A 25990-nucleotide genomic window follows, 5' to 3' on the forward strand; every position below is an offset into this window, starting at 1 on the left:
GACATGGCGCTGCCGCTGCAGGCACCGGGCACGCGTCCTTCGCGCGCGCTTCCCTACGAGCTGCATACCAGCGCGCGGTGCCAGGCGTCCGGCCAGGTCGAACTGCTGTTCTCGAACACCGGCACGCAGGCCGCCGTGTTCCACGTCTACGACGGCCACAAGCTCGACCGCATTCCGCGCCGCTATATGGTAGAGCCCGGCAAGACGCTGTCCGATACCTGGAACGCCGCGTCGGACAACTTCGGCCGCTACGATCTGTGGGTGCTGGGTCCAAACGGTTATCACCGGCACTTCAAGGGCGATCTGAACCGGCTCGGCGGGACGCAGGCCGCGCCCGAGATCCGCGTCTGCTACGACATCGCCAATGGCGACGTCTACGTCGACCTGCTCAATCCGGGCGCCGCCGCATGCCAGTTCGCGATCGCGCCGCTGGCCTATCGCAGCGACGGCCCCTGGCAGGTCGACGTCGCCGCGGGCGGCACGGCGTCACGTCACTGGTCGTTGGCCGACAGTGGCCAGTGGTACGACTTCGCGGTGACGTGCAGCAGCGATCCGGCGTTCTATCGTCGCTTTGCCGGCCGCGTCGAGACCGGGCGGCACACGGTCAGCGACCCGGCGATGGGCGAGGTCTGATTGCCGCGGATCAGCGGTCCGAGGTGCCGGGCGGCGAGGGTGGGTCTCTCGCTTCCCGGATCCATCGCCACAACGTCGCCCGGCTGATGCCCAGCTGTTGAGCCGCCTGCTGCCGGTTGCCGCCGCATGCGGCCAGCACCTCCAGCACCCGTTCGCGAGACGCGGCGTTGGGGCTGGAGCCGCCGGCATCCAGGCCAAAGAGCTCGGGGCAGTCATGGCGCAGCTCGTCGAACGCGATCGCGTCGACGCGCGGCCACTGCGAGAAGAACACCGCCATCCGTTCGCACAGGTTCTCCAGCTCGCGCACATTGCCCGGCCAGCGATAGGCCAGCAGCCGCTCGCGCAACGGCGCAAGCAGGGCCGCCGCGCCGAGGCCGCTGTCGAGCCGGTCCAGGCTGCGCCGCAGCAGCACGGCGGCCAGCGCTTCGATATCCTGCTGCCGCTCGCGCAGCGGCGGCAGGCTCAATTGCAGCGTGTTGATGCGGTAGTAGAGGTCCTGCCGGAATTGCTTCGCGGCGATCCGCTGCGGCAATGGCTGGTGGGTTGCCGCAATGATGCGCACGTCCACCGGAATGGGCACGCCGCCGCCCAGGCGCACGATCTCTCGCTCCTGCAGCACGCGCAGCAGCCGCGTCTGCAGCGGAACCGGCATGTCGCCGATCTCGTCGAGGAACAGCGTGCCGGTGTGAGCGGCTTCGAACAGGCCGCGCTTGCCGCCGCGGCGCGACCCGGTGAACGCGCCTTCCTCATAGCCGAACAGCTCGCTCTCGAGCAGCGACTCGGGAAACGCCGCGCAGTTGACCGCGACGAAGGGCTTTCCCGCGCGCTTGCTGTCGTTATGGATGGCCTGGGCGAACAGCTCCTTGCCGACGCCGCTCTCCCCGGAGATCAGCACCGTCAGGTCGGTCCTGGCGAAGCGTTTGGCTGTCTGACAGGCGCGCAGGAAGGCCGGGCTGGTCCCGATCAGATTGTCGAAGCGATGGCGCGCCGTGGGCTGATGGCGTCGCTGCTGGCTGCGCAGGCTGGCGTCGGCATCCTGGATATTGCGGGCGTCGTACAGCGTCAGCGCGGCGCCCACCGTATCGCCGTGCTCGCGAATCGGCGTGCGGTTCGCAATCCAGTCGCGCTGGGCGTAGCGAAGCACGCTGCCGCGCTCCTGCAGGCCGCTGTCCAGCGTGGCCTGCAGCGACAGCGCCGGCTCGATGTCGTCCAGATGCTGGCCCAGCAGGCGGGCGCGCACGCGCCCGAGCAAGGTCTCCATCGGCGGATTGACGGCGATCACCCGATTGTCGCGATTGACGGCCAGCACCGCCTCCTGCAGGTTGTGCAGCACGCCGTTCAGCTGCTCGTAGCGGCCGGCCTCGAGCCGCGCGACACGTGCCAGCTCGATCGCGTCCTCGATACCCTGGCGCACCGCGCCGAGCGAGTAGGCGAGCCGTCCTTGCAGACCGTACTGCTCGGCCAACTCGACCACGATGCTGGAGCCGACCACCACTTCGTAGCCGTCGCGGGCCAGCAGTTCGAAGCACTGCCTGGCTTCGTCCGGCGTGCGGTAGGCGTATTGGGCGACCTCGATCTTCAGCAGATCACGCACCGCATCGAGCTCGGGGATGCAGGTGCCGTACATCACCACGCCGACCTTGGACGAGATGCGCCGCGCATTGAGCAGCGCCAGCAGGATGTCGAAGCCGGACAGCTTGATGGTGGCTACCGGCGCCACCACCGCATTGCGCAGGATGGTGGCGTTGGCGCCGGCGCTGATCAGCGCGTCGGTCGAGCCATCGCGAATGCGCTCGCGTGCGGCATCGAGGGCCGCCTCGAACGACGCGTTGACCACCTCGATGTCGGCCCGGTCCGCGTATTCGTCCAGCACCGTCATCGCGAACCGGCTCAGGTGCTTGTAGCTGATGAAGCAAAGCCGCGGCCTGATGCCGCGGTCGTTCGGGGTGTTACGCATGGTCTCCTCGCCGGCAATCTTCGCGCCTCGGACGGATCGGGGTCGTCGTTACGCGAGGTCGCCGTGTTTCATCGACGTTTCATCAGTGTTTCATGAAACGCCGAAACGCGAGTAGCAAAATGGATTTCTTCGAAGAATCAATACGTTAGCGTCCGCTGCAACGATGGCATAGCGCTTGCGGAACAGGCCTCACGCTACTGACGGAGGAAAGAATGCAGGCGCTCAGCCATATCACCGTGCTGGATTTGACCCATATGCTGTCGGGCCCGTACGGCACGATGCTGCTGGCCGATCTCGGCGCGCGGACCATCAAGGTGGAGCCGCCCGGCGCGGGAGAGGGGACGCGGCGGCTGCTGGCTGACAGCGAGGACTATGCGCGCGACGGCATGGGGGCCTATTTCCTGACGTTGAACCGCAACAAGGAAAGCGTCTGCATCGACCTGAAGGCCGACGCCGGCCGCGCGGTGTTTCTCGATCTGGTCCGTCATGCCGACGTGGTGTTCGACAACTTCAGTGCTGGCGTCACCGAGCGGCTGGGCATCGATCATGCGGCGCTGTCGCAGGTCAACCCCCGCATCGTGACCTGCTCGGTGACGGGCTTCGGCCAGACCGGCCCGGATCGGCAGCAGCCGGCCTTCGATCAGGTCGTGCAGGCGATGGGCGGCGGCATGTCGATCACTGGCATGGCCGACGGGCCGCCGGTACGCAGTGGCATTCCGATCGGCGACCTCGGCGGCGGCGTGTTCGGCGCGATCGGCGTGCTGGCGGCGCTGGCCGAGCGGGAGCGCAGCGGCGTCGGGCAGCACGTCGACATCTCGATGCTCGACGCGCAGATCTCGCTGCTGAACTACATGGCGACGATGCATCTGATGTCGGGCATCGTGCCGGAGCGGATCGGCAACAGCCATTTCGTGCACGTGCCGTACAACACCTATCCCACTCGCGACGGCCACATCATCATCGCCTGCATCGGTGACGCGTTCTTCGAGCGCTTCCTCAGCGTGATCGATCATCCCGAGCTGCGCCGCCCGGAATATCTGCGTCAGCCGGGCCGTTATGCCGACAAGGACCGCATCGACGCGATCATTGGCGAGGTGCTGCGCACCGAATCGTCGGCCTGGTGGCTCGACCGGCTGCGCCAGGCACGCATTCCCTGCGGCCCGGTCAACGACTTCGCGCACGCGTTGCGCGAACCGCAGGTGCTCGGGCGCGACATGGTGGTCGGGGTCGAGCTGAAGACCGGCGAGACGGTGCGCATGCCGGGCAATCCGGTCAAGCTGTCGCGCGCCGCCGCGCCGACGTACCGCTGTCCGCCTGCGGTTGGCGAACACACCGAGGCCGTGCTGCGCGATCTGCTCGGCTATGACGTCGAACGGCTGGGCCTCCTGCGCGCGGCCGGTGCGGTTGCGTGACGTAGGTGAGCACGATGCAACGGGAAACGATCGTCATCACGGATGTCGCGCCCCGCGATGGACTGCAGAACCAGGCCGCCGCGATTTCGACCGAGGGGAAGCTGGAGCTGGTCCGCCGCCTTGCCGCGGCCGGTGTGCGCAGCGTGGAGGCGACCAGCTTCGTCTCGCCCCGCGCGGTACCGCAGATGGCCGACGCCGCCGACGTGGTGGCCCGCCTGCGCGCCGAGCTGCCCGATCTGCGCCTGTCGACGCTGGTGCCGAACCGGAAGGGATTGGAACGCGCCCATGCCGCGGGCGCGCCGGAGATCGCGGTGGTGCTGTCGGCGACAGAGACCATGAACCTGCGCAACATCAATATGGACCTGGACCAGGCCACGGCCGTCAGCGAAGAGACGCTGGCCCACGCCTGCCAGTTGGGCCTGCGCACGCGGGCCTATGTCGCGGTTGCGTTTACCTGCCCGTTCGAGGGAGACGTGCCGCTGTCCACCGTCGTTCGGCTGGCGCAGCGGATGCGCGAGGCCGGCGCGGAAGAGATCGTCATCGCGGACACCATCGGTGCCGCCGCGCCCGCGCAGATCAAGGCGCGCTTTGCGGCGCTGTCCGAAGTCATCGAACTCGACCGGCTCGCGGTTCATCTGCACGATACGCGCGGCCTCGGCGCCGCCAATGCGTGGGCCGCATTGGAAGCGGGCGTGCGGCGCTTTGACGCCAGCGCCGGCGGCATCGGCGGCTGCCCGTTTGCGCCCGGCGCCGCCGGGAATCTGGCCACCGAGGACTTGGTGCTGATGGCCGAGCAGAGCGGCTTTGCCACCGGCATCGCGCTCGAAGGCTTGCTCGATGCGGTCGACTATGCGGAAGCCTTGCTGAGGCGTCCGCTGGGTGGGCGATCCAGCGCGTGGCTGCGGCGTCGGTACCGCGCTGTATCGGCGACGTGATTGCGTTGTCCGGGATGGGCATACAAGCACAACGACCCAAGCACAACGAACGCAATACGCAACAACACAAACAACAAACACAACAGGAGACAACCGATGCTGAACCATCGCTGGATGCGCGCGGCCGTGATGAGCCTTGCCTGCCTGGCCGCTGCCATGCCGTGGAGCCACGCCGCCGCCAAATGGCCCGACAAACCGGTCACGCTGATCGTGCCCTATGCGCCGGGCGGCGGCACCGATATCGTCAGCCGGCTGGTTGCGCAAAAGCTGTCGGAGCGCTGGGGGCAGTCGGTGGTGGTCGAGAACCGCCCCGGCGCCAACGGGGTGATCGGCACCGGTCACGTCGCCAAGTCGGCACCGGATGGCCACACCTTGCTGATGGTGGTCGGCTCCCACGCGATCAATCCGGTGCTGATGAAGAGCCTGCCCTATGACACCGCCAAGGGTTTCACGCCGATCACGCGCCTGGCCGTCTCGCCGATGGTGCTGGTGGTCGCGAAGTCGAGCCCGTACAAGACGCTGAACGATCTGGTGGAGGCCGCGCGCAGGCAGCCGCTGGGCGTGGGCTATTCGGAGGGGCAGACGCGGCTGACGGGCGAGCTGCTGCGCCAGGTCGGCAAGTTGCAGACGATCCCGGTGTCGTACAAGGGCGGCGCGCAGATCATGGTCGACATCATCGGCGGCCATCTGGCATCGGGCTTTACCAGCGTGCTGACCGCCTTGCCGCACGTCAACGGCGGCAATCTGCGCGTGATCGGCGTGGCGGCGGACGAGCGCATGCCGATCTTCCCCGATGCGATGACGTTCAAGGAGGCCGGCCTGGACGGCGTGCAGTCGCTGAACTGGTATGGCCTGTTCGGGCCGGCCGGCATGCCCGCGGCCACGGTTGAACAGATCCACCGCGACCTGCGCGAGGTCACCGCCGATCCTGCGGTGGCCAAACAGATGCGGGACCAGGGCGCGGCGATCGTGCTGACGCCGCCGGACGCGTTCCGCGCGTTTATCGGCAGCGAAACGCAGAAGTGGGCCGAGGTCGCGCGCCGCGGCGGCATTCGGCCGGAGTAGCGCGGCGCGAGCGGAGTAGTAGGGCGCGGGCGCAAGGGTCCGCGCGATAACGAGCAGGAGGAGACAAGATGCAACGCCGAAGACTGATTCAGGCGCTGGGGACAGCCATGGCGGCGCTCGCCTTGGTGCCGGGTTTCAATGCCTTCGCGCAGGACTATCCGGCGCGGCCGATCCGCTTGATCGTGCCGTTCGCCCCCGGCGGGGTCTCGGATACCAGCGCACGTGTGATCGCCGACAAGCTGGGCCAGCGGCTCGGCCAGCAGGTCGTGGTCGACAACCGTCCGGGCGCCTCGGGCAACATCGGCACCGCGATGGCCGCGCAGGCCGCGCCGGACGGCTATACGCTGTTGCTCGGTTTCGACGGCACGATGGTGATCAATCCGCATGTGTTCGCCAAGGTCCCGTTCGACACGATGAAGGACTTCGTGCCGATCAGCAAGATTGGTGACGCCGCGTTGATCCTGATCACCCATCCGTCGGTGCCGGCGAAGAATCTGAGCGAACTGGTCGCGTACTCGCGAACCACCTCGGCGGGCCTGTCCTACGGCAGCGCCGGCACTGGCAGCACGCCGCATCTGGCCGGCGAACTGCTGAAGGCGCGCACCGGGCTGAACATGGTCCATGTGCCCTACAAGGGCGGCGGACAGGCCATGGGCGATCTGGTCGGCGGCACGCTGCCGGTGCTGTTTACCGCGGTGGCGGGCGCTCAGCAATACGTGAAGAACGGCAAGGCCAATGCGATCGCGGTCTCCGCCGCGAAGCGCGTGCCGTCGCTGCCCGACGTGCCGACGCTGGCGGAGTCGGGCGTGCCCGGCTTTGTCAGCGACTCCTGGGTGGGCCTGCTGGCGCCGGCCAATACGCCGAAGGAGATCGTCGACAAGCTGGCGCGCGAGCTCAATGCGGTGGTCAACATGCCGGACACCCGGGAGCGTTTGGCGACGCTCGGGATCGTGCCGTCCGGCAATACCTCGGAGGCGTTCGCCAGCGAGATCCAGAACGATCTGAAGAAATACAGCGAGATCGTCAAGACCGCGAAGATTCGCGTGCAGTGAGGTCGTCGGCGTCGGCAAAACGATCGGTGGCCGCAATCAGCCGATCAAGGATGCCCGGCTCGGTCCACGCATGGCCGGCGCCCTCGACCAGGTGGAAATCCGCTTGCGGCCAGGCCTGGTGCAGCGCGTAGGCGTAGCGCGCCGGGCACGGCATGTCGTAGCGGCCGTGCACGATGACGCCGGGGATGCTGGCCAGCCTGTGCGCGTCGCGCAGCAGCTGGCCTTCTTCCAGCCAGCAGCGGTGCGTGAAGTAGTGGTTTTCCAGCCGCGCAAACGCCAGCGCGAAATGGCCGTCGTCGTGCTTGGCGGCGATCGCCGGATCGGGCAGCAGCGTAATGGTTTCGGCCTCCCACACGCTCCACGCGCGCGCGGCTTCGATCTGCCTGGCCTTGTCGTCGCCGGTCAGCAGCTTGCGGTAGGCCGCCATCATGTTGCCGCGCTCGGCCTCGGGGATCGGCGCCTGGAAGCGTGCCCACTTGTCGGGGAACATCTCGGATACGCCGTATTGGTAATACCAGTCGAGCTCGGCCTGCGACACCGTGTAGACGCCGCGCAGCACCAGTTCGCTGACGCGTTCGGGATGCTTCTGCGCGTAGGCCAGCGCCAGCGTCGAGCCCCACGAGCCGCCGAACACGAGCCAGGACTCGACACCGGTCAGCGTGCGCAGCCGTTCGATATCGTCGACCAGATGCCAGGTGGTATTGGCCTCCAGCCCGGCATGCGGAGTCGAGCGGCCGCAGCCGCGCTGGTCGAACAGCAATACGTCATAGCGTGAGGGATCGAACAGGCGCCGATGGTCGGGCGAGATGCCGCCGCCTGGCCCGCCGTGCAGGAACACCGCCGGCTTGGCGCCGGGCGTGCCGGCCCGCTCGTAGTAGATGATGTGGCCATCGCCGACATCGAGCGTGCCGGTCTCGTAGGGTTCGATTTCGGGGTAGAGCGTGCGCAGCGCGGGCATGAGTGCGGTCTCCGGTTGGAATACCGCAGTGTACCGGCGCCGCGCAGCCGCGGCAGGGCGGGGCAGTCAGGCGGTGGACGGCGCCACGGCAAGCCAGATCAGCAGCGCGCCCGCCGCGATCAGCACGACGCCGGAAAGCCGCGCCACCTGCAGGCCGGCCGGCCCTGCCTTTTCCAGCAGCACGAGCAGCGCCAGCGCGGCAACCCAGAGCAGCGCCATCACGCCGGTGACGAACAGCATCGCCATCAGCGCCCAGCAGCAACCGAGGCAAAACGCGCCATGACGGATACCCATCGTCAGCGCGCCGCGCTTGCCGTCGCGCCAGTTCGTCATCAGGAAACCGAGCGGGCTGCGGCAGTGCGTCAGGCAGGCCCGCTTCCATGGCGTCAGCTGGTAGAGGCCCGCGAGGCTGAGGATCGCGCCCCCGGCGACGCGGCTCGATATCGCCATCGCCGGGGACAGCAGCATGGTCTCGTGAAGCCCCCATTGCACCAGCGTGATGGCCGCGCTGAAGCCGACCCAGACGGCCAGATAGCCAAGTCCGAAGCAGACGACGGTTGCCGTCAGCCGTTTGCCCTGCCGCCGGCGTTGCAGCCCGGCGTAGATCAGCATCACCGGCGCGGCGGCCGGCGCCATCATGCCGATCATCATGACGACCCACATCGCGAAGGTGTAGAGCCCATCCGCTGCGGTCCACGGCATCGCCATGCCCATGCCGGCCATCATTGCTGCGTGGTCGGCGGCCGGCGCCATCGAGCGATGCAGATGGATCAGATAGCCCCACGCCAGCGCGGCGATGACCAGCATGCAACCCCAGACGAGCAGGCGGTCCCGCTGCCGCAGTTCGCTGTAACGACCGGCGTCGAGCAGCGGCACCGCGCCGGCGGGCTCAGGCTCCCTGCCAGGAGAATGGCGCATATTGGCCATTGTTGCGGCCGCTGTCGTCGTCCCAGACCATGCCGAGCGCGTGGACATGGCTGCGGGCGGGGCGTGCCAGCGCGACGCGGTCCGCGGCCGGATGGCCGGTGTTATCGAGGTGGATCGGCTCGCTGGCATTGGGATTGATGCCCATCACGCCTTCGGCCGCCATGTCGACGAGGTTCGGTGCGGTGACCGTCCAGCTTCTGCTGTTGCGATCGAAGCGGATCTGCGCGGACTCCACGCCTTCGAACGTGCCGACCAGCGGGGAGAGCGCCGCCATCGGCCCGCCCGCGGCGCCGCTGGCAATCGCCGTGATCGCATCACGCTGTGACGCATCGGCGCGTTCATCGACGATCAAGCCGACGGACCAGTTTCCTTTGCCCATCTCCTCCGGCGTCGAGCCAAGCACGATAAAACCGAGTCCATCGAGCGGGACCTCACCATAGCGGCCCTGCTCGATCTGGAACCCCATCGCGAAGATGCAGTGGCCCTTGGTGGGGGGTACCGCCAGCTGTCCCGGCAGGCAGGGGCAGATGAAGTCGCAGTTGCAGGTCTCGTAGTACTGACCCTGGATGTTCCAGCTGGGCGTTGCCATGGTTGCCTCCTCGTCTTGCTGCTGCACCGCACCGCGGTATCGCGGTGGATCAGGCGATACGCGGCGTTCCGGTTTCGCGAGAACCGGATCACTCGAATATAGGTGAGCGCGCAGAGGATGCCGGCGAGGCTGGAAAAGTCAGTGTTTTTCGCCGAGACGGGCGAGCGTGGGGAGAGCAGAAGCGCCGATGCCGCCGCGCAAGGCGGCGGCATCGGGTCTTGCAGGCGTCTGGAGATACGCCCGGCGAGCGGAGCTGCGCTTATTCGACCGTCGCGCCGGATTCCTGCACGATGGTCTTCCACTTCCTGTAGTCCGACTGGACCAGGTCGGCGAACTGCTTCTGGGTCATCACCTTCGGCTCGGCGCCTTGTTCGTGGATCGCCTGGATCATGGCCGGCGTGGCGAGCTGCTTGTTGACTTCGGCGGCCAGCTTGTCGACGACCTCGCGCGGCGTCTTGGCCGGCGCGAACAGGCCATACCACGTGCTGACGTCGACCTGCTTGTAGCCTCTCTCTGCCAGGGTCGGCACATCGGGCAGCGACGTGCTGCGCGTGGCCGACGTCACGGCCAGCGCACGCAGCTTGCCGGCCTTGATCTGCGCCATGGCCGACGGCACCGAGGCCACCATCAGGTCGACGTTGCCGGCGATCGCATCCATCATCGCCGCGTTCGAACCCTTGTACGGCACGTGCAGCAGCTTGATGCCCGCGGCCTGGCTGAAGATTTCGGCGGCAAGGTGAATGGTGGTGCCATTGCCGGGCGAACCGTATTTGATCGAACCAGGCGCGCGCTTGGCGGCGGCAACCACGTCGGCAATGTTCTTGAACGGCGAATTGGCCGGCGCGACGATCATGATCGGGGTATAGGCGACGTGGGTCACCGCCACCAGATCCTTCGTCGGGTCGTACTTGACCGTCTTGTAGAGCCACGGCGCCACGATCAGATTGTCCTTCTGGCCCATCACCAGTTCGTAGCCATTGGGCGTCGCCCGTACGGCTTCGGCAATGCCGATGGTGCCGCCGGCGCCCGGACGGTTGTCCGGTACCACGGTCCACTTGGCGCTCTGGGTCAGCTGATTGGCGACGAGGCGGGAGAGGATGTCGGTGCCGCCGCCCGGAGGGAACGGAATCACCAGTCGAATCGGCTTCGAAGGCCAGGCGGGGTCGGCCTGGACGGGGGCGACGGCGGCCATGCCGCAGACCGCCAGAAGGGCGAGCAACGCCTTCTTCATCGTTTGTCTCCTGTTCTGGAATGTCCCGAACCAGTCGTTTTGCTGGCTTGTCGCGGCCGGATGGCGCCGGTCCCGCTGGGCTGGAGCAAGTCTAGAGGGCGGGAGTGGAGCGGGCGAAGTCATATTTTCAGAGACCAGATATGCGTTTTAAAAATAGCGGAGGTTACCACTAACGGGGATCGGGGGCGCAGGAAGGGCCGCGCGGGACGCCGATCCAGGGGGCTGCTGGCGGTATGGACAGGGAACCGGTATCGCGCGGGGGCCGCCGCGGGCAGGCGTTCCTGCGCGCACCCTATAGAGGTCCCCACCTGTTAAATCCGCGGCATTTCAGGCAAGCACCGTAGCCGATTGGCTGGCAACTTATCGGGACGTTGGCCCCCTCCTTAACCTGGATGTCCTTGCCTATGACCCCCTATCTCGACCCACCCGTTGCCGCCCATTCCGTCCGCTATCCCGTTCGCCCTCCCGCGCGCTGTTTGATGACTCATTCGGGCGGGCATGCGATCGGCGGCTATTCGACCCTGCGCCGATTTCCCGATCCCATATGCCACCGCATAGCCGAACCCGGGGATACGGCAGACGGTTACGCACCCGCGAAAGGCCGCGATCACGATGCCTCATACAAGCTGGTGTTCTCCTTTCGCGAAGTCGTACGCGACCTGATACACGGTTTCATCGACGAGTCCTGGCTGCACGCGCTGGACTGGAATTCCCTTGAGCCGGTGCCCGGACACTATGTGTCGGACCGCCTTCGTTACGGCATCAACGATGTGGTTTGGCGTATCGACGTCGCCGGGCAGCAGCAGCCGCTCTACTTTCTGATTGAGTTTCAAAGTCGAATCGATTCCGACATGGCGGCACGCATGCTGGCGTACGTCGGCATGTTCTACCGCGATGCGAGCCGTCGACGCAGTCGTCCAGGTGGCGGCCGGCGCGGTCCACGGTATCCGGCGGTGCTGCCGATCGTGCTCTATAACGGCAACCGACCATGGCATGCGGATACGGAGATTGCGACGATGATTTGCCCACTGCCGCAGTCCATGGCGAGTCACCAGCCGCGCCTGAACTATTACCTGATCGACCGTACCGCTACACGGATGCAGAACTGGCGGGGATGCGAAATCTGGTGGCAGTGCTGATGCGATTCGAACGGGCCGAGAACATGGAAGCGATGCTCGAACCATTGCGGCTGGCCAGGGAGTTGACGGCACACAACACCGCGCTCGACGAGGCAATGACGGCGTGGTTCGCTGCTCTGACACCGAATGCGTTGCGTTTAACTGAAGTACATAACCTGATGGAGTTGGAAATGGACATGACGGCAAAGTTTTACCGCTGGGCGCGGGAGTATGCGCAGAAGGAGGTCGAGCAGGGGATCGAGAAAGGGATCGAGAAAGGGATCGAGAAGGGGGTTCACATGGGTCACGCCAAAGCTTTGGCAAAGCTGCTGAGGCACCATTTCGGCCCATTGTCTACACATGTCCTCGCCAGGTTGGACGCCGCTTCAACGGAACAGATAGAGGCCTGGCACGACAGAGCCCTGGACGCGAAGTCCCTCGACGACGTATTCCGCCCCTGACGCATGCAATCGGGGGCAGGTCGGACTTGTAAAGCATGACGAGCCGCATGCGGCGTGGACCGGCCCAGCCTCGGTGTTACCCGAGGCCGGGCCTCCGGAGCACGAGGCCATTCGTAACGGACGCTCACGCTATTTGCTATTGCGTGACGCAGCTGAAGCTGTCGGCCACGTTGATGTCACCGCCCCCCTTGTAACGCGGCCAGCTCGGATACGGGCAAAGCGGGCGCGTGCGTCCCGGCACACCGATCGTGTCGGCGACCACCTGCGCGGGCGGTTCGGCGCCTTTCTCCACCCAGTTTTCCAGCGCGGTCAGCGAATCCCAGGCCGCGTTGAACACGGTGCTGGCGGCGTGGCCATAGCCCGGGATTTCATAGTAGCGCATGAACTGCCCGACCCGGTCCGCGCCCATGGTGGTGCGCACGCGCTCGTAGTATTGGGCCGTCGCGCGCGAGCTGACCAGCACGTCGGCATTGCCGTGGGCCATCAGGATCTTGCCGCCCTTGGCGGCGAATGCGCTCAGGTCCGTCTTGTTGATGTCCTGCAGCGCGGTCAGCTCGCTGACGCGAGACTGCCAGGGGCCCGGGTTTTCCGGGTCCAGCGACAGCGAGTTGAAGTTCGGATCGCGCGTGACGAAGAAGCGGACCCACTGGTCCCAGAACACCGCGAAATATGGCGCCGTGGCGGGCATTGGCGTCGCGGGCGGGTCGAGATTGAGCGCGAGCGCGATCACCGTCGCTTGCACGGGCGACGGCCCCGACATGCCAAGGTCCGCTCCCCATACGTTGAAGCCCGGGTACTGCGTCTCGCCGCTGCCCAGCGGATACGCGAACTGGATCGGCGCGTTGTAGACCTTCAGCGCCGCGATCTGCGGATCGGACAGGCAGTTGTCGCCGGTATCGCCGCCGCCCGTGCAGCGCAGCGGGGCGCCGTTCAGCGTCGCCGTCGCCGGATCGAAGGTGGCGTTGCACGCCGCGACATTGCTGATGAGGCCATCCTGCACGCCGTCGAGCGTATCGCAGGCCTGCAGTGAGGCGTCAAAGAGTGCGCGACGTTTGGCGGCATTGGGATAGGCCCCTGGCTGCGCGAGCGCCCGCGTGATGCGCCCAAACGCCAAATCCAATGTTGCAGCGTTCCACGCGGGATAGAGCACGATGGCACCGTTCCAATCGTCGGGCCAGCGCTGGACCACGGCGAGCGCCTCGCGGCCACCGGTGGAGCCTCCCGCAAAGTAGGCCCTGCGCGGTCCTTCGGTCGCGTAGCGAGCCTTGATCAAGTGCAGCGCTGTGTCGCGGGTCTTCTTCAACGCATCGCTGGCGAAATTGCGCAAGGCCTCGTCATTGACGCCGAACGAGCCATCCCGGCTGCCCAGCGCGCCGGCCTGATGGCCGGAGTCGCTGGCGAAGGTGGCATAGCCGCGCCCCAGCGGTGTGGGCTGGTCGGCGGGGCCGGCCGGCACATTGCCTTGCGCCGACGGAATCGTGCCGTTGTAGCCGCCGCCACCGAACATCATGATCTTGTTGTTCCAGTTGGCCGGAAGATTCAACTGGAAGCGAATGTTCGGCGCATTGGGGTCGACCGGCCGGATATGGCCCAACACTCGGCAATACTCGCCGGTAGCCTGCGCGCCGCTGCCAGCCGCCGGTACTACGGTCGCCTCGGTCACCACCGCGCCAGAAGTGGGCAGCCCGATTGCCGTGGCCGGTACTTCGACGTTCGCCATTTCGGCGCAGGACTTGGGCTTGGCGACACTGGGTGGTGGCTTGTGTTCGTGATCGTCGCCGCCGCAGGCGGAGAGGGTCAGGACGATGCCGGCCAGCAGCGCGCCAGAGGCAGCGTGGCGGGTGTTGCGGCCCTGGTCCGGCGGATTTTCCGTGTTGGTATCTTGCATGCTTTGTCTCCATGTCGATATTCCGCCTTGGCCCTGGACCGGCACTTGGCAAGGCTGTCAGGCCGCGCAAGGGGGCGGCCAATCGACCATAGGAGGCGCAGCGCGATGCGTCAATCACGGAGATGGCTGATGGCCGGCAACGCGGTTGCCATCGGATCGCGGGGACAATGCAGGCGGAGAGCGCCGGCCCTCAGAAGTCGACCTTCTGGCCCGGCTCCGGCACGATGACGCGGATCGCCTCCGTGGCGCCCAGCGCCGCGGAGAACTCCGCCGGCGTTCCGCGCAGCATCGGGTTGGTCAGGTAGTGGATCGGGATCGCGTATTTGGGTCGGATCATCTCGCGGACCGCAATGGCCGCCTCGCGCGGTCCCATGGTGAAATGCCCGCCAATCGGGATCAGCACCAGGTCGGGCTTGTACAGCTCGCCGATCAGCCGCATATCGGCGAACAGGCCGGTATCGCCCATATGCCAGATCCGAAAGCCGTTCTCCAGCTCGATGATGTAGCCCACCGGCTCGCCGCCATAGTGGACCTCGTCCTTTCCCGAATTCGGGTTCTTCCAGATCAGCTCGGACGAGTGTTCGGCATGGACGGCGGTGATCTTCGGACCGTTCGGGCCGAAGGGCGTCACCGTGCCGCTCTTGCCGAAGCGCTGCGACAGGTTGGCCGGCACCATGCCGAGGCTGACCAGCGTCTGCCCCATTCCCCCGCCGTTGTAGATTGGGGCGTTATGCATCTTGGCCAATGCCGGCGCGTCACCGAGGTGGTCGCCGTGCGCGTGCGTGACGAGGATCAGGTCGACCTTGCCCAGCGCCTGCAGTTGCTTGAAGGGGGCCGGGGTCTTCGGATTCGCCGTGAGCCAGGGGTCGATCACGATCACCTTGCCTCCCGGCGTCGTGATGCGCGTGGCGGCCTGGCCGAGCCATAGGACCTCGGTCTTGCCTGCGGCAGTCTGGCCCACGGCGGCTGGTGCGGGCCCCGGTGTAGAAGCGGTGGGCGCAGTCGGTGCTCGGGCGGCGCATCCAGCGAGCAGCGTCAGCAGGACGGCGAGCAGCAGCGGGCGGGCTTGAGGCATGGCTTCCTCCGGCGTGGTAGGCGAAGCGGCAAGCACCGAGCGGGCAATTGCCAGCGTCCAGTATTGGTTTGCGCACTTGCAGTGTCAACCTGGAACTCGGTGGGATTGCCGTGCCATCTGTGCGTTGCGTCATGCCGAATGGCTTGACGCCATGCTCGAGGGCTAGCAGTTGGGCTTGCCTCCGCTCAGCGCCCGCTCGATACACCGGATGATCTCCGTATCCTCGAACGGCTTGTTGACAAAGCAGGCGGCGCCGGCCGCGTAGGCGCGTTGCTCGTGGCCTTGTTCGGAGAACGCCGTCATGAAGATGATCGGCACATGGCAGCCGCGCTCGCGCAGCGCCTTGCACAGCGCGAAGCCGTTCATCCGCGGCATCTGGACGTCGGTGATCACACAGGCGATCTGGTTCAGCGTGGACGATTGAAGCAAGTCCGCGGCACCTCCGTAGAGTTCGACCGCCAGGCCGAAGGACCGCACCAGCCTCCCCATGGCATCCCTGACGGAGATGTCGTCGTCGACGATGGCGATCACGGGGGGCGAGGTCACAAGGGATCCTTTAGGAATCGGGCGTTCGCCTAGAAGGTGTGCCGCATGCCGAGCGCAAAGACCTGCGGATCCGCTCCCGCCGCGATGCCGAGCTCGTTGATCGCGAAGTCGTAGGTGGCGTTCCGCTTGTTGTCGATGCGGCTGTAGTACGCATACAGCGCCGTGCGCTTCGACAGGGGATGGTCGTAGCCGATTGTCCATTGCGTGGCGCCGGTCTGCGGACCGCTGCGGACGACTCCGATGGTGTCGGTCGATGCGCCGGTGCCATTGGCGGCAAATCCGAAGCCCAGCCGCAGGCTGCCGGCGCCCAGCCGCTGCACCAGCGACGCATACCAGGCGTTGCGCTGCAGATCGCCGCTGGCGGTCCGGTAGTGCAGCCGCTCGTAGACGCCGGCGATCCGCGTGCCGGACAGCACCTGCCACGCCACGCCGAGCTTCAATGCGTCGTCGTTGCGGCCGGCTGCCTGGTAGTGCCGGTGGACCTCGTAGGCGATGCTCGCATCGAACGCCCCGCGCTGATAGACCAACACTGCGGAGTAGAGCGAAGGATTGCGTGCGGCCGTCGCCCTTTCCTCGGGCAGGCCCCAGCCGAGCCACAGGCTGGCACCGCCGAAGCGCGGCGACCGGTATTGCACGATGTTTTTCTGGCGGCGATCGAACGAACTGGTGTTCTCGACGTTGTCGGAGCTGGAGGCCGACCCATTGCCGATCAGCGCCATATAGCCGGCGGTGGTCGGGTAGTAAGGGTCGTAGCCCATCGTCGACTCGGTATATGGCGTATGCCAGTGGCCGAGGAACAGCAGGCCGTAGTCTCCCTGCAGCCCGATCCGCGAATTGCGGCCGGCGATCTGGCCCTCGCCGGTGTCGAGCGACAGGTTGCTCTCGATCTGCCACAGCGCCTTCAGCGAGCCGCCCAGCGCTTCCTCGCCGCGCAGGCCGAACACCGAGCGGTAGTTGCTCTGGCGCATGCCGCTGGCGAGCGCGGTGCCATCGCTGGCGGTGTTGGCTCGCGTGTATTCGATTGCCGTATTGAGCCGTCCGTAGACGGTGACGGTACTGTCCGCCAGCGCGGGAACGCACGCCATCGACAGCGCGCCGGCGCACAACAGCGCGTCAGTGCGCCGCATCGCCGTCCTTGCGGTTGGCGGCAAGCGTTGGCCCCGGCGTGCCGGTAATCTTCGGCACGCACTCGGAATGGAACCACGCGACGGTGACCGGCTCGCCCGCCAGCATCCGCTTGACCGGCGGAATCAGCTGCTCGCCGATCAGCATGCCGAGCAGGCCGATCAATGCGACCGCCGGCGGCGCCGGGGAGCGAACCTGCATCAGCGCATAGATGATGCCGACCAGAATGCCGGCGCCAAGGGAAACGAGGTAGATCTTCATGGCGGTCTCGTAATCGAGAGGAAATCGGAAAAGAACCGGGTTCAGGTGCGCGTTGGCGGCAGGCCGACACCGAGCAGATGACGCACGCGGGGCGCCTCGGTACCGGTGTGGAAGCGGGCGATGTCGCGCTGCAGGTCTGCGTCGGCATGCGGCACGCGCCGGTGCTGGCGCAGGTGCTCGGCCCACGATTCGACCAGGAACCATTCGGTCAGCAGGTCCGGATCCTCGGGGTCCTCCATTACGCCCCAGTTGAAGGCGCCGTCGCGCAGCCGTTCTTCCGACAGTTGGTGAATGGCCCGCAGGAACGCCTCGCGGTTCTCGGGCGAGACGCGATACTCGATCAGGATCATCACCGGGCCGCGGTCGTGCGCGATCTCGTCGGCCTTCTCCGGCTCGGGCCAGTGGCGTGCCGGACCCAGGTCTTCCTCGCCGCGCGGCAGGCGCACGCGGCGCAGCAGCAGCGTCGCGACGATCAGGCCCGCGCCGGCAATCCACAGCGCATTGGGCGTTCCCAAACCCTGCGCGACGAAGCCCCAGATCAGGCTGCCGCCGGCCAGCGCGCCGTTGAAGACCATCTGGTAGACGGCCAGCGCGCGGCCGCGTACCCAGTTCGGCAGGATGGCCTGGGCCGCGCCGCCCAGCGTCGTCAGCGCGGTAATCCATGCCGCGCCGAGCAGCAACAGCAGCGGCAGCGCGACCCACACCGGCGGTGCGATCGACAGCGCGGCCATGACAGCCGCGGTGACCACCGCGGACAGCAGCACCAGGCCATCGCCGTCGAGCCGCTTCTGCAGCGCCGGCATCGTCAGCGCGCCCAGGATCGCCCCGGCACCCACGGCGCCCAGCAGGATGCCGTAAAGGCCCGCGCCGCCGTTGAGCAGCTGGCGCGCAACCAAAGGAAGCAGGGCCCAGACGCTGCTGCCGAACGCAAAATGCACTGCGGCCCGCAGCAGCACGATATGCAGTTTGCTGTGCGCCCGCGTAAAGCGCAGTCCGGCCCGGAAGGCGCTGAAGAAATGCTCGCGCAGCGGATCGCTGGGCTGGGCCGGCCGGCGCCACCAGATCAGCGCCGCGATCACGAACAGATAGCTGAGCAGGTCGGCGCCGTAGGTGACCGCCGCGCCGAACGCGGCCAGGAGCAGGCCGCCGGTCGCAGGACCGATGGCGCGCGCGATATTGACGCCCAGTGCATTGAGCGCGACGGCCTGCCGCAGCGTGCTGGGCGGCACCAGCTCGGGGACGATCGACTGCCAGGTCGGGCCCATCATCGCCGCGCCGATGCCGCCGACGAAGGCGAGCGCAATCAGGATCTCGATGGTCAGCGCCTGCCGCCAGGCCAGCAGCATCAGCGTGCCGCTGACCAGCGCCAGGCCGATCTGGATCACGATCAGGAAGCGGCGGCGATCGAGGATGTCGGACAGCACGCCGGCGGGTATTGCCAGCAGGAATACCGGCAGCGTGGCGGCGGCCTGGATCGTCGCGACGGCAGCGGGCGAACTCGACAGATCGGTGGCCAGCCAGGCGCTGGCGACGTCGCGCATGAAGCTGCCGATATTGCCGAGGATGGTCGCGACCCACAGCACCGCGAAGGTGGGCTTGGCCAGCGGCGCGAAGGTGCCGGCCGGGGCCGGTGCGGCCGCTGTCGTGTCGGGTGGCACGCTGGTGCTCATGCCGGCCTCCGCGTACGCCAGTCGTGCCAGGCCACCAGCAGGAAGCCCCCGACCAGGCCCAGATGCTCGAAGAAGGCGTTGGCCATCATGAACTGCGCCTCGGGCGGGGCGCTCCAGAAGCGGTTGGCCAGGAACGTCGCGGCCAGCGTGAAGGCCGCCAGGGCCAGCGCGCCTAACCAGCGTCCGATACCGGTCAGGATCATCGCGGCGGCCACGAGTTCGAACGCGATGGTGGCGACGGCCATCGGCACCGCCGGGCTCAGGCCGAAATGCTGCATCTCGGCGACGGCGCCGGGGAAGTCGAACAGCTTGACCAGCCCGCCCTGCAGATACGCCGCGCACAGCAGCAACAGCGCGATCCAGCGCATCCAGCGCGGCAGCGTGCCCGCATCGTCATCGGCCGGGGAAGGCCGGGAGCTCGACAGCATCATGTTGGTCCTCCGGTTGGCGGCTTGCGGGCCGGCTTGCACTTGGGCTTGCAGGTGGGACTACCCATCAGAACGCCCAGCACGAGCACCCCAGCGCGCCCCAGAACCCGCTTTCATCGCTGGTCGGCACGTTGGACGTCCACGCCTTCGCGTGCGCGTGGCCATGCACGCCGCATGACGACGCGCAGCCGCAGGCGGTGTTCAGCGCCAGCGTGCGAGCCTGCGCCTGCGGACGCGGCTGGTAGCGGCTGCCGTGGCGCGCAGGGGACCAGTCCGGCATCGGCGGCGGCAGCTCCGGCGCATGCCTGCCGAATTCGGCATCGCCGTAGACCACCTTGCCGCCGAGCACGGTCATCACCGACGTGATGTCCTGGATGTCGTCGCCGGGCACCGAGAAGTAGTCGGCCGACAGCACCGCCACGTCGGCAAGCTGGCCCACCTGGATCTGCCCTTTCTTGCCGACTTCGGACGAGAACCAGGTATTGGCCTCGGTCCACAGTCGCAATGCGGTTTCGCGGTCCAGCAGATTGGCTTGCGGATACATCGCCATGCCGCCGACGGTCTTGCCGGTGGTCAGCCAGTACAGCGACACCCACGGGTTGTACGAGGCCACACGCGTGGCATCGGTGCCGGCGCCGACCTTGACGCCGCGCTCGAGCATCTTCTTGACCGGCGGCGTGGCCTCGGCCGCCTTGGCGCCGTAGCGCTCGACGAAGTACTCGCCCTGGTAGGCCATGCGGTGCTGCACGGCGATGCCGCCGCCGAGCGCGGCGATGCGGTCGATATTGCGGTCCGAGATGGTCTCGGCGTGGTCGAAGAACCAGTTCAGGCCCTGGAACGACACGTCGCGCGCGACCTTCTCGTAGACGTCGAGTGCGCGCGTGATGGTCTCGTCGTAGGTCGCGTGCAGGCGCCACGGCCAGCGTTTCTCGGCCAGCAGGCGGATCACCGGCTCCAGATCGGCCTCCATCGACGGCGGCATGTCCGGGCGTTCTACGCGGAAGTCCTCGAAGTCGGCCGCGGTGTAGACCAGCATCTCGCCGGCGCCGTTGTGGCGATACAGATCGTCGCCCTGGCCCGGCCGCACCGACGAGGTCCAGTTCTGGAAGTCGCGCAGCTCTTCCTTGGGCTTCTGCGTGAACAGGTTGTAGGCCAGCCGCACGGTCAGATGGCCCTCGCGGTGCAGCTCCTCGATGATCTGGTAGTCATCCGGGTAATTCTGATAGCCGCCGCCGGCATCGATCACGCCGGTGACGCCGAGCCGATTGACCTCGCGCATGAAATGCCGCGTCGAATTCTTCTGGTACTCGGGCGGCAGCTTCGGGCCCTTGGCGAGCGTCGCATACAGGATGGTGGCGTTGGGCTTGGCCAGCAGCAGGCCGGTCGGGTTGCCGCTGCCGTCGCGCACGATTTCGCCGCCCGGGGGATTGGGTGTGTCCTTGTTGTAGCCGACGGCGCGCAGCGCGGCGCCGTTCAGCATCGCGCGGTCGTACAGATGCAGGATGAACACCGGCGTGTCCGGTGCCACGGCGTTCAGCTCCTCGATGGTCGGCAGGCGCTTCTCGGCGAACTGGTGCTCGGTGAAGCCGCCGACCACGCGCACCCATTGCGGCGCCGGCGTGCGGTCGACCTGCGCCTTGAGCATGCGCATCGCGTCGGCCAGCGAGCGTACACCATCCCAGCGCAGTTCCATGTTGTAGTTCAGGCCGCCGCGAATGATGTGCATATGGCTGTCGATCAGCCCGGGGATGGCCCGCCGGCCATTCAGGTCGATCACGCGGGTGCCCGATGCCGCGAGCTTCATCACGTCCTGGCGCTCGCCGACGGCAATGAAGCGGCCGTCCGCGATGGCAACGGCATCGGCTTGCGGATTGGCGCGATCGAGCGTGGCGAACTTGCCGTTGACGAGAATCAGGTCGGGTGTCGGGTTCGGTGACATGGCGAAGAGTTCCGAAGAGGCGGCCGCGCCGAGCGCGGCGGCCGAGGCGATGAATTGCCGGCGGGTGACTGACATGGGCTCGTGCGTCCGGATCAGGCGTTCAGGAAGGCCAGCAGGTCGGCATTGACCTCGTCGGCATTGATCACGCACATGCCATGCGACGCGCCCGGGTAGACCTTCAGCGTGGCGTTCGGCGCGATCTCGACGGACAGCCGCGCCGCGTTGTCGATCGGCACGATCTGGTCGTCGTCGCCATGCAGGATCAGCGTCGGCACCGTCATCTTCTTCAGGTCCTCGGTGTAGTCGACCTCCGAGAACTCCTTGATGCAGGCGTACTGACCGACAATGCCGCCGGCCATGCCCTGAGCCCAGAACGCGTCGATCGTGCCCTGCGAAACCTTGGCATTGGGCCGGTTGAAGCCGAAGAACGGCATCGCCAGGTCCTGGTAGAACTGCGACCGATTGTCGGCCACGCCCTTGCGGATGCCGTCGAACACCTCCAGCGGCAGGCCGTTCGGATAGGCAGCGCTCCTGGCCATGGTCGGCGGCACCGCGCCGATCAGCACCGCCTTGGCGACGCGTTTGGTGCCATGGCGGCCGATGTAGTGCGCCACTTCGCCGCCGCCGGTGGAATGGCCGACCAGCGTGGCGCCCTGGATGTCGAGCGTGTCGAGCAGCGCGGCCAGGTCGTCCGCATAGGTGTCCATGTCGTTGCCGTGTGCCGGCTGATCCGAGCGGCCGTGGCCGCGCCGGTCGTGCGCGATCACGCGAAAGCCCTGCTGCACCAGGAACAGCATCTGGGCATCCCAGGCATCGGCGTTCAACGGCCAGCCATGCGAGAAGACGACCGGACGGCCCGTGCCCCAGTCCTTGTAGAAGATGCGGGTGCCGTCCTTGGTGGTGATCGTGTTCATCGGTTCGTTCCTTGAGTCAGGTGGAAGCGGTGGGGTGGGGGGCGTTCAGCGCGCCGCGACCGGGGCGATCGACTGGTGCGGGGTGGCCGTGCGCTGCTCGGCCTTGTGCACCATCGTGTAGGCGTAGTCCACGCCCATGCCGTAGGCGCCGGAGTGTTCCTTGACCAGCTTCATCACCGCGTCATAGGTGTCGCGGTGCGCCCAGTCGCGCTGCCATTCGAGCAGTACCTGCTGCCAGGTCACCGGCACCACGCCGGCCTGCACCATGCGCTGCATCGCGTAGTCGTGCGCGTCCTTGCTGGTGCCGCCCGACGCATCGGCCACCATGTAGATCTCGTAGTCGCCTTCGAGCATCGCGCACAGCGCGAACGTGGTATTGCAGACCTCGGTCCACAGGCCGGACACCACGACCTTCTTGCGGCCGTTGGCCTTCAGCGCGTCGCGCACCTTCTGGTCGTCCCAGGAATTCATCGAGGTGCGCTCGAGGGTCTTCGCCTCGGGGAACACGTCCAGGATCTCGGGAAAGGTGTAGCCCGAGAACGACTCGCTCTCGACCGTGGTGATGGTCGTGGGCACGTTGAAGATCTTCGCGGCCTTGGCCAGGCCGACGACGTTGTTCTTCAGCGTCTGCCGATCGATCGACTGCACGCCGAACGCCATCTGCGGCTGCTGGTCGATGATGATCAGCTGGCTGTTCTGCGGGGTCAGGACTTCTAGCTTCGGGTTGGCCATCGGGAGCTCCTTGGAAACGAGGTTAGGACGAAGTGGGACGAGCGGGACGAGTGGGACGAAAAAGGCGGTGCCCGCATTCGCGGTACGCTAAGCGGGGTAGGCGGCACCGAACCGGTGCGCGATCGGCGGGCGCCGGCGATGCAGCCGACAGAAGACTAGACGGCCCAGGCGTTGGCCGCCATTGACCGATCGTATTAGTTGCCAGTGGCGCGATGGCGGCAGCGCAGTGCGGGTACCGCGGCCGTCCGCGCGTTCACGGGGACGATGGCGGCGGCACCGGGGCCGGTCTGCGGCACTAACACAAAGGTATGGGTGGCCCGCCCGGCGCCGCTATGCTGAAATCGGCCGGTCCACGGGCCGCGTCAACGGCCCTGTCTATAATTCCCGAGATCTGTTCGAGCACACTGGAGGACCGACCGTGACATCCCACAGCGAGGCGCATGCTGCCGGCGGCGAGTCGATGGTGCTGATCGTCGACGACGATGCTGGGTTGCGCAATGCACTGGGCAACCTGTTCCGGTCCGTCGGCATCCGAGTGGCGCTGTTTGGCTCGGCAGCCGAGCTACTCGAGTTCGAGCTTCCCGACCTGCCATGCTGCCTGGTGCTGGATGTTCGCCTGCGCGGCCCCAGCGGCCTGGAACTGCAATCGCGCCTGGTGCAGATGGGCGTTCCCATTCCGATCATCTTCATGACGGGGCATGGCGACATCCCCATGACAGTCGCGGCAATGAAGGCGGGCGCGGTGGATTTCATGTCCAAGCCGTTTCGCGATCAGGATCTGCTCGATGCCGTCACGGCAGCGCTGGACAAGGACCGCGCGCGACGGCAAGGCATGCGCCAGATCGAAGCGATCCGCCGTTACTACGCCACGCTGACACCGCGCGAGGCCGAAGTCATGGGGCTGGCCGTCACTGGGCTGCTGAACAAGCAGATCGCGGCCGAGATCGGCATCAGCGAGGTCACCGTCAAGATCCATCGCGGGCAGGCCATGCGCAAGATGAAGGCCCGGACCTTCGCCGACCTGGTGTTGATGGCCCAGCAACTGGGCATCCGGCAGAGCCTGCCGGTCGGCTGAAGCCGCGCAACGCGTGGCTCCACAGAGGGCGAGACATCAAAATATTTGAATAACAAGGCCAAACCGCGGTGCTTCTTCCGCCCCGGTCTCTCTCTATAGTTCAGCACATGGACGACGCGACGGCGCAACAAACCCAAGCGCGGCAGCGTCCGAGCCGATTCAAATTCGCTGACTAATGAAGGAGAAAGCCATGCCCAAGAACACCGCCCTGAAGATTGCTTCCGCTCTGCTGCTGTCGTTTGCCGGTGCCGGCATCGCGCAGGCCGCGACGGTCCCCGCCGACAAGTACGGCTACGAGTTCCGCACGCCGCAGACCTACACCGACGGCGCGCGCACCTTCGATGTGCATAGCGATGGCGCCCGCGGCTTCGACCCGTACACCCAGGGCGCGCGCAAGGCCGACCCGTTTGTCGACGGCGCGCGCAAGGTGGCTGGCCTGGACCGCGTGGGCGTCTCCGCAACGCCGGGCCGTGCGGCCGATGCGTATTCCGACGGTGCCCGCGGCTTCGACGCCTTCAGCGAAGGCGCACGCAGCGTCAATCCCTACCTCGATGGCGCCCGGGCCCAGGCCTGAACCGATGCGGCGGGCCGCGTAAATCGCGGCCGTCGCACACGCTCTCTATAATGGCCGCCCACTCGCAAGCAACGGACGGGAGAAGGGCGGTGATGGATCCAGTGCAGGCAGCCCCGATCGCCCCGGCTGGGGGCGGCGCGGGTCAGTCCAGGAGCGCCGCGCCATGACCTCGCCGAACCGTCCCGAGCGACATTCATCGATCGTGTTCGATGCCGCATGGCTTGCCGCCACGACAGCCCACCGGTTGAGCATGGCGGACGGCGTGGTCAGCGAGCGCCTGTTCGATCCTCGTACCCGGACATACTGGCTGTCCCGCAGCGCCTTGCTGGCATCGGCCGGCGCGCATCGGCAGCTGCAGAACGAACTGCGGCTGGCCCCGCGCCTGCATCCGTCGTGGGCCACCGTACCGATTGCCACCGTCTGGACCGCCGACCGGATGGTGCTGCTATCGGAGGCGCAGCCGTCTTCTCGCACCGCCGCAGCGCGGATCGGTCCCCAACTTTCCATTGCCGCGGTGTTCGAGATCGCCATCGCCGCCGCCCGCGCGTTGGCGGCCATGCACGGGCAGGGGCTGTTGCATGGCGATATCCGCCCGCACAATCTGTTGATCGACGACAGCGGCGCGCTGCGCCTGACAGGCTTCGGCCATGCCGTTCCCGTCGACTTCGGCGGGCAATGGGCGTCCCTAACGGTACCGCAACCGGCCCCGCAACCGGCTCCGCAACCGATACCGCAACCGATACCGCAACCGGGCCCCGCCGCGCTGCCGTATCTTGCCCCCGAGCTGGCCCGCGGCGACGCCGCCCGCATCGGCGTGCGCGCCGACTTGTACGCGCTGGGCGTTGCACTGTACGAGTTGCTGATCGGCGCGACCCCGTTCCAGGGGGATTCGCCGGCCGCATGGCATCACGCCCATCTCGCCATCGAACCGGTGCCGCCACAATTTCGCCGCAACGATGTGCCCGGCATGCTGGGCCGCATCGTGCTGAAGCTGCTGGCAAAGAACCCCGCCGACCGCTACGCCAGCGCCGCTTCGTTGGTGTCGGATCTGCTGCGGCTGCGGACCGAATGGGAATCGGCAGGGCGTATTGCGCCGTTCCAGCCCGACGCCACCGTTCCGCCGCCGATCCCGATGCTGCCCGGCCAGCTGTTCGGCCGCGATACCGAGAAGGCACTGCTGACCGAGGCATGGTCGCGCGTGCGCGACAGCGGTAAGTCCGAGCTGGTATTGATCGCAGGCGCCGCGGGTTCGGGCAAATCGGCGCTGGTCGATTGGCTCGGCCGCGAGGCGGGCCTGGATGCGCTGCACTTTGCCAGCGGCAAGAGCGATCAATTGCAGCGCGAGACGCCGTATGCGCCGGTGGTGCAGGCGCTGCGCGCGTTGACGATGGCCTTGCTCGGCGAGGATGAGGCCGTGCTGGCGCC

At 67.0% G+C, this 25990-nt stretch carries 25 protein-coding genes; 10 read left to right on the forward strand and 15 right to left on the reverse strand.

Going from position 1 to position 25990, the window contains the following annotated elements:
• The coding region (locus B551_RS17480) for a phospholipase domain-containing protein (RefSeq protein ID WP_043440680.1) at positions 1-633 on the forward strand (633 nt) is incomplete at its 5' end.
• Between the two features lie 10 nt (positions 634-643).
• Here B551_RS17480 and prpR read toward each other — a convergent pair.
• Positions 644-2590 (reverse strand): propionate catabolism operon regulatory protein PrpR, encoded by a 1947-nt coding sequence (prpR, locus tag B551_RS17485; RefSeq protein ID WP_006577507.1) that lies wholly within the window; start codon positions 2588-2590, stop codon positions 644-646.
• Positions 2591-2802: 212 nt separating this feature from the next.
• Here prpR and B551_RS17490 point away from each other — a divergent pair, with 212 nt between their 5' ends.
• The 4 genes from B551_RS17490 (at position 2803) to B551_RS17505 (ending at position 7054) form a co-directional block, all read left to right on the forward strand.
• Positions 2803-4002 carry a CaiB/BaiF CoA-transferase family protein gene (locus B551_RS17490; protein ID WP_023264657.1) on the forward strand — a complete coding sequence of 400 codons (1200 nt, stop codon included), beginning with the start codon at positions 2803-2805 and terminating at the stop codon, positions 4000-4002.
• 14 nt (positions 4003-4016) lie between these two features.
• Positions 4017-4937, forward strand: coding sequence for a hydroxymethylglutaryl-CoA lyase (locus tag B551_RS17495; protein ID WP_023264658.1), 921 nt, complete (start codon positions 4017-4019; stop codon positions 4935-4937).
• A gap of 96 nt (positions 4938-5033) precedes the next feature.
• Complete coding sequence (locus tag B551_RS17500; RefSeq protein WP_006577509.1) at positions 5034-6002, forward strand: tripartite tricarboxylate transporter substrate binding protein; 969 nt, start codon at positions 5034-5036, stop codon at positions 6000-6002.
• 107 nt (positions 6003-6109) lie between these two features.
• Positions 6110-7054 carry a tripartite tricarboxylate transporter substrate binding protein gene (locus B551_RS17505; RefSeq protein ID WP_006577510.1) on the forward strand — a complete coding sequence of 315 codons (945 nt, stop codon included), beginning with the start codon at positions 6110-6112 and terminating at the stop codon, positions 7052-7054.
• Here B551_RS17505 and pip read toward each other — a convergent pair.
• The 4 genes from pip to B551_RS17525 all read right to left on the reverse strand — a co-directional run bounded on the left by pip (position 7026) and on the right by B551_RS17525 (position 10759).
• Positions 7026-8012, reverse strand: a complete 987-nt coding sequence (pip, locus tag B551_RS17510; RefSeq protein ID WP_006577511.1) for a prolyl aminopeptidase — start codon at positions 8010-8012, stop codon at positions 7026-7028. The genes B551_RS17505 and pip overlap by 29 nt on opposite strands.
• Before the next feature lie 66 nt (positions 8013-8078).
• A complete protein-coding gene (locus tag B551_RS17515) occupies positions 8079-8930 on the reverse strand; it encodes a DUF2182 domain-containing protein (RefSeq protein WP_216599706.1) in 852 nt (283 codons plus the stop codon).
• Positions 8902-9528 (reverse strand): DUF1326 domain-containing protein, encoded by a 627-nt coding sequence (locus tag B551_RS17520; RefSeq protein WP_006577513.1) that lies wholly within the window; start codon positions 9526-9528, stop codon positions 8902-8904. The genes B551_RS17515 and B551_RS17520 overlap by 29 nt, the downstream gene beginning before the upstream one ends.
• 259 nt (positions 9529-9787) lie before the next feature.
• Entirely contained in the window at positions 9788-10759 is a 972-nt protein-coding gene (locus B551_RS17525; RefSeq protein ID WP_023264661.1) for a tripartite tricarboxylate transporter substrate binding protein, read from the reverse strand.
• Positions 10760-11163: 404 nt separating this feature from the next.
• Between B551_RS17525 and B551_RS17530 the strand changes: the two genes are divergently transcribed.
• Both B551_RS17530 and B551_RS25370 read left to right on the forward strand, forming a co-directional pair.
• Positions 11164-11898, forward strand: a complete 735-nt coding sequence (locus tag B551_RS17530) for an Rpn family recombination-promoting nuclease/putative transposase (protein WP_172682473.1) — start codon at positions 11164-11166, stop codon at positions 11896-11898.
• On the forward strand, positions 11886-12338 hold the full coding sequence (locus B551_RS25370; protein ID WP_157072018.1) for a hypothetical protein: 453 nt from the start codon (positions 11886-11888) through the stop codon (positions 12336-12338). Before B551_RS17530 ends, B551_RS25370 begins: the two co-directional genes overlap by 13 nt.
• A 136-nt stretch (positions 12339-12474) precedes the next feature.
• On the opposite strand, the gene B551_RS17540 is transcribed toward B551_RS25370, so the two are convergent.
• The 10 genes from B551_RS17540 to B551_RS17585 all read right to left on the reverse strand — a co-directional run bounded on the left by B551_RS17540 (position 12475) and on the right by B551_RS17585 (position 22916).
• Entirely contained in the window at positions 12475-14226 is a 1752-nt protein-coding gene (locus B551_RS17540; RefSeq protein WP_006577515.1) for a tannase/feruloyl esterase family alpha/beta hydrolase, read from the reverse strand.
• Between the two features lie 190 nt (positions 14227-14416).
• The gene (locus tag B551_RS17545; RefSeq protein ID WP_043440698.1) at positions 14417-15301 is read right to left on the reverse strand and encodes a metal-dependent hydrolase; all 885 of its coding nucleotides are present in this window, start codon (positions 15299-15301) and stop codon (positions 14417-14419) included.
• Positions 15302-15463: 162 nt separating this feature from the next.
• On the reverse strand, positions 15464-15847 hold the full coding sequence (locus B551_RS17550; protein ID WP_157072019.1) for a response regulator: 384 nt from the start codon (positions 15845-15847) through the stop codon (positions 15464-15466).
• A 29-nt stretch (positions 15848-15876) separates the two neighbouring features.
• Positions 15877-16974 carry a porin gene (locus B551_RS17555; protein WP_006577518.1) on the reverse strand — a complete coding sequence of 366 codons (1098 nt, stop codon included), beginning with the start codon at positions 16972-16974 and terminating at the stop codon, positions 15877-15879.
• On the reverse strand, positions 16961-17233 hold the full coding sequence (locus B551_RS17560) for a XapX domain-containing protein (RefSeq protein ID WP_006577519.1): 273 nt from the start codon (positions 17231-17233) through the stop codon (positions 16961-16963). The genes B551_RS17555 and B551_RS17560 overlap by 14 nt, the downstream gene beginning before the upstream one ends.
• Before the next feature lie 41 nt (positions 17234-17274).
• Positions 17275-18903, reverse strand: coding sequence for an MFS transporter (locus tag B551_RS17565; RefSeq protein ID WP_006577520.1), 1629 nt, complete (start codon positions 18901-18903; stop codon positions 17275-17277).
• Complete coding sequence (locus B551_RS17570) at positions 18900-19331, reverse strand: DoxX family protein (protein WP_052511408.1); 432 nt, start codon at positions 19329-19331, stop codon at positions 18900-18902. Before B551_RS17570 ends, B551_RS17565 begins: the two co-directional genes overlap by 4 nt.
• Before the next feature lie 67 nt (positions 19332-19398).
• On the reverse strand, positions 19399-21345 hold the full coding sequence (locus B551_RS17575; protein WP_023264665.1) for an amidohydrolase: 1947 nt from the start codon (positions 21343-21345) through the stop codon (positions 19399-19401).
• Positions 21346-21362: 17 nt separating this feature from the next.
• Positions 21363-22184, reverse strand: a complete 822-nt coding sequence (locus B551_RS17580) for an alpha/beta fold hydrolase (RefSeq protein WP_006577524.1) — start codon at positions 22182-22184, stop codon at positions 21363-21365.
• Positions 22185-22229: 45 nt separating this feature from the next.
• Complete coding sequence (locus B551_RS17585) at positions 22230-22916, reverse strand: hydrolase (protein WP_006577525.1); 687 nt, start codon at positions 22914-22916, stop codon at positions 22230-22232.
• 460 nt (positions 22917-23376) lie between these two features.
• On the opposite strand from B551_RS17585, the gene B551_RS17590 reads away from it, so the two are divergent.
• From B551_RS17590 to B551_RS17600, 3 genes are all read left to right on the forward strand, one after another.
• Positions 23377-23991 carry a response regulator transcription factor gene (locus tag B551_RS17590; protein ID WP_023264666.1) on the forward strand — a complete coding sequence of 205 codons (615 nt, stop codon included), beginning with the start codon at positions 23377-23379 and terminating at the stop codon, positions 23989-23991.
• Between the two features lie 190 nt (positions 23992-24181).
• Positions 24182-24565 (forward strand): hypothetical protein, encoded by a 384-nt coding sequence (locus B551_RS17595; protein ID WP_006577527.1) that lies wholly within the window; start codon positions 24182-24184, stop codon positions 24563-24565.
• A gap of 163 nt (positions 24566-24728) precedes the next feature.
• On the forward strand, positions 24729-25990 hold a 1262-nt coding region (locus B551_RS17600), incomplete at its 3' end, for an AAA family ATPase (protein ID WP_043440706.1).

Source organism: Cupriavidus sp. HPC(L), from assembly GCF_000307735.3.
Classification (GTDB): domain Bacteria; phylum Pseudomonadota; class Gammaproteobacteria; order Burkholderiales; family Burkholderiaceae; genus Cupriavidus.

Bases quoted from the DNA above. Each gene is read 5' to 3' on its own strand.
- B551_RS17515 (WP_216599706.1), bottom strand. From the start codon at position 8,930: ATGCGCCATTCTCCTGGCAGGGAGCCTGAGCCCGCCGGCGCGGTGCCG.
- B551_RS17490 (WP_023264657.1), top strand. From the start codon at position 2,803: ATGCAGGCGCTCAGCCATATCACCGTGCTGGATTTGACCCATATGCTG.
- B551_RS17585 (WP_006577525.1), bottom strand. From the start codon at position 22,916: ATGGCCAACCCGAAGCTAGAAGTCCTGACCCCGCAGAACAGCCAGCTG.
- B551_RS17500 (WP_006577509.1), top strand. From the start codon at position 5,034: ATGCTGAACCATCGCTGGATGCGCGCGGCCGTGATGAGCCTTGCCTGC.
- B551_RS17545 (WP_043440698.1), bottom strand. From the start codon at position 15,301: ATGCCTCAAGCCCGCCCGCTGCTGCTCGCCGTCCTGCTGACGCTGCTC.
- B551_RS17525 (WP_023264661.1), bottom strand. From the start codon at position 10,759: ATGAAGAAGGCGTTGCTCGCCCTTCTGGCGGTCTGCGGCATGGCCGCC.
- B551_RS17570 (WP_052511408.1), bottom strand. From the start codon at position 19,331: ATGCTGTCGAGCTCCCGGCCTTCCCCGGCCGATGACGATGCGGGCACG.
- prpR (WP_006577507.1), bottom strand. From the start codon at position 2,590: ATGCGTAACACCCCGAACGACCGCGGCATCAGGCCGCGGCTTTGCTTC.
- B551_RS17540 (WP_006577515.1), bottom strand. From the start codon at position 14,226: ATGCAAGATACCAACACGGAAAATCCGCCGGACCAGGGCCGCAACACC.
- B551_RS17560 (WP_006577519.1), bottom strand. From the start codon at position 17,233: ATGAAGATCTACCTCGTTTCCCTTGGCGCCGGCATTCTGGTCGGCATC.
- B551_RS17580 (WP_006577524.1), bottom strand. From the start codon at position 22,184: ATGAACACGATCACCACCAAGGACGGCACCCGCATCTTCTACAAGGAC.
- B551_RS17495 (WP_023264658.1), top strand. From the start codon at position 4,017: ATGCAACGGGAAACGATCGTCATCACGGATGTCGCGCCCCGCGATGGA.
- B551_RS17565 (WP_006577520.1), bottom strand. From the start codon at position 18,903: ATGAGCACCAGCGTGCCACCCGACACGACAGCGGCCGCACCGGCCCCG.
- B551_RS17575 (WP_023264665.1), bottom strand. From the start codon at position 21,345: ATGTCAGTCACCCGCCGGCAATTCATCGCCTCGGCCGCCGCGCTCGGC.
- pip (WP_006577511.1), bottom strand. From the start codon at position 8,012: ATGCCCGCGCTGCGCACGCTCTACCCCGAAATCGAACCCTACGAGACC.
- B551_RS17595 (WP_006577527.1), top strand. From the start codon at position 24,182: ATGCCCAAGAACACCGCCCTGAAGATTGCTTCCGCTCTGCTGCTGTCG.
- B551_RS17590 (WP_023264666.1), top strand. From the start codon at position 23,377: ATGGTGCTGATCGTCGACGACGATGCTGGGTTGCGCAATGCACTGGGC.
- B551_RS17520 (WP_006577513.1), bottom strand. From the start codon at position 9,528: ATGGCAACGCCCAGCTGGAACATCCAGGGTCAGTACTACGAGACCTGC.
- B551_RS17530 (WP_172682473.1), top strand. From the start codon at position 11,164: ATGACCCCCTATCTCGACCCACCCGTTGCCGCCCATTCCGTCCGCTAT.
- B551_RS17505 (WP_006577510.1), top strand. From the start codon at position 6,110: ATGGCGGCGCTCGCCTTGGTGCCGGGTTTCAATGCCTTCGCGCAGGAC.
- B551_RS17555 (WP_006577518.1), bottom strand. From the start codon at position 16,974: ATGCGGCGCACTGACGCGCTGTTGTGCGCCGGCGCGCTGTCGATGGCG.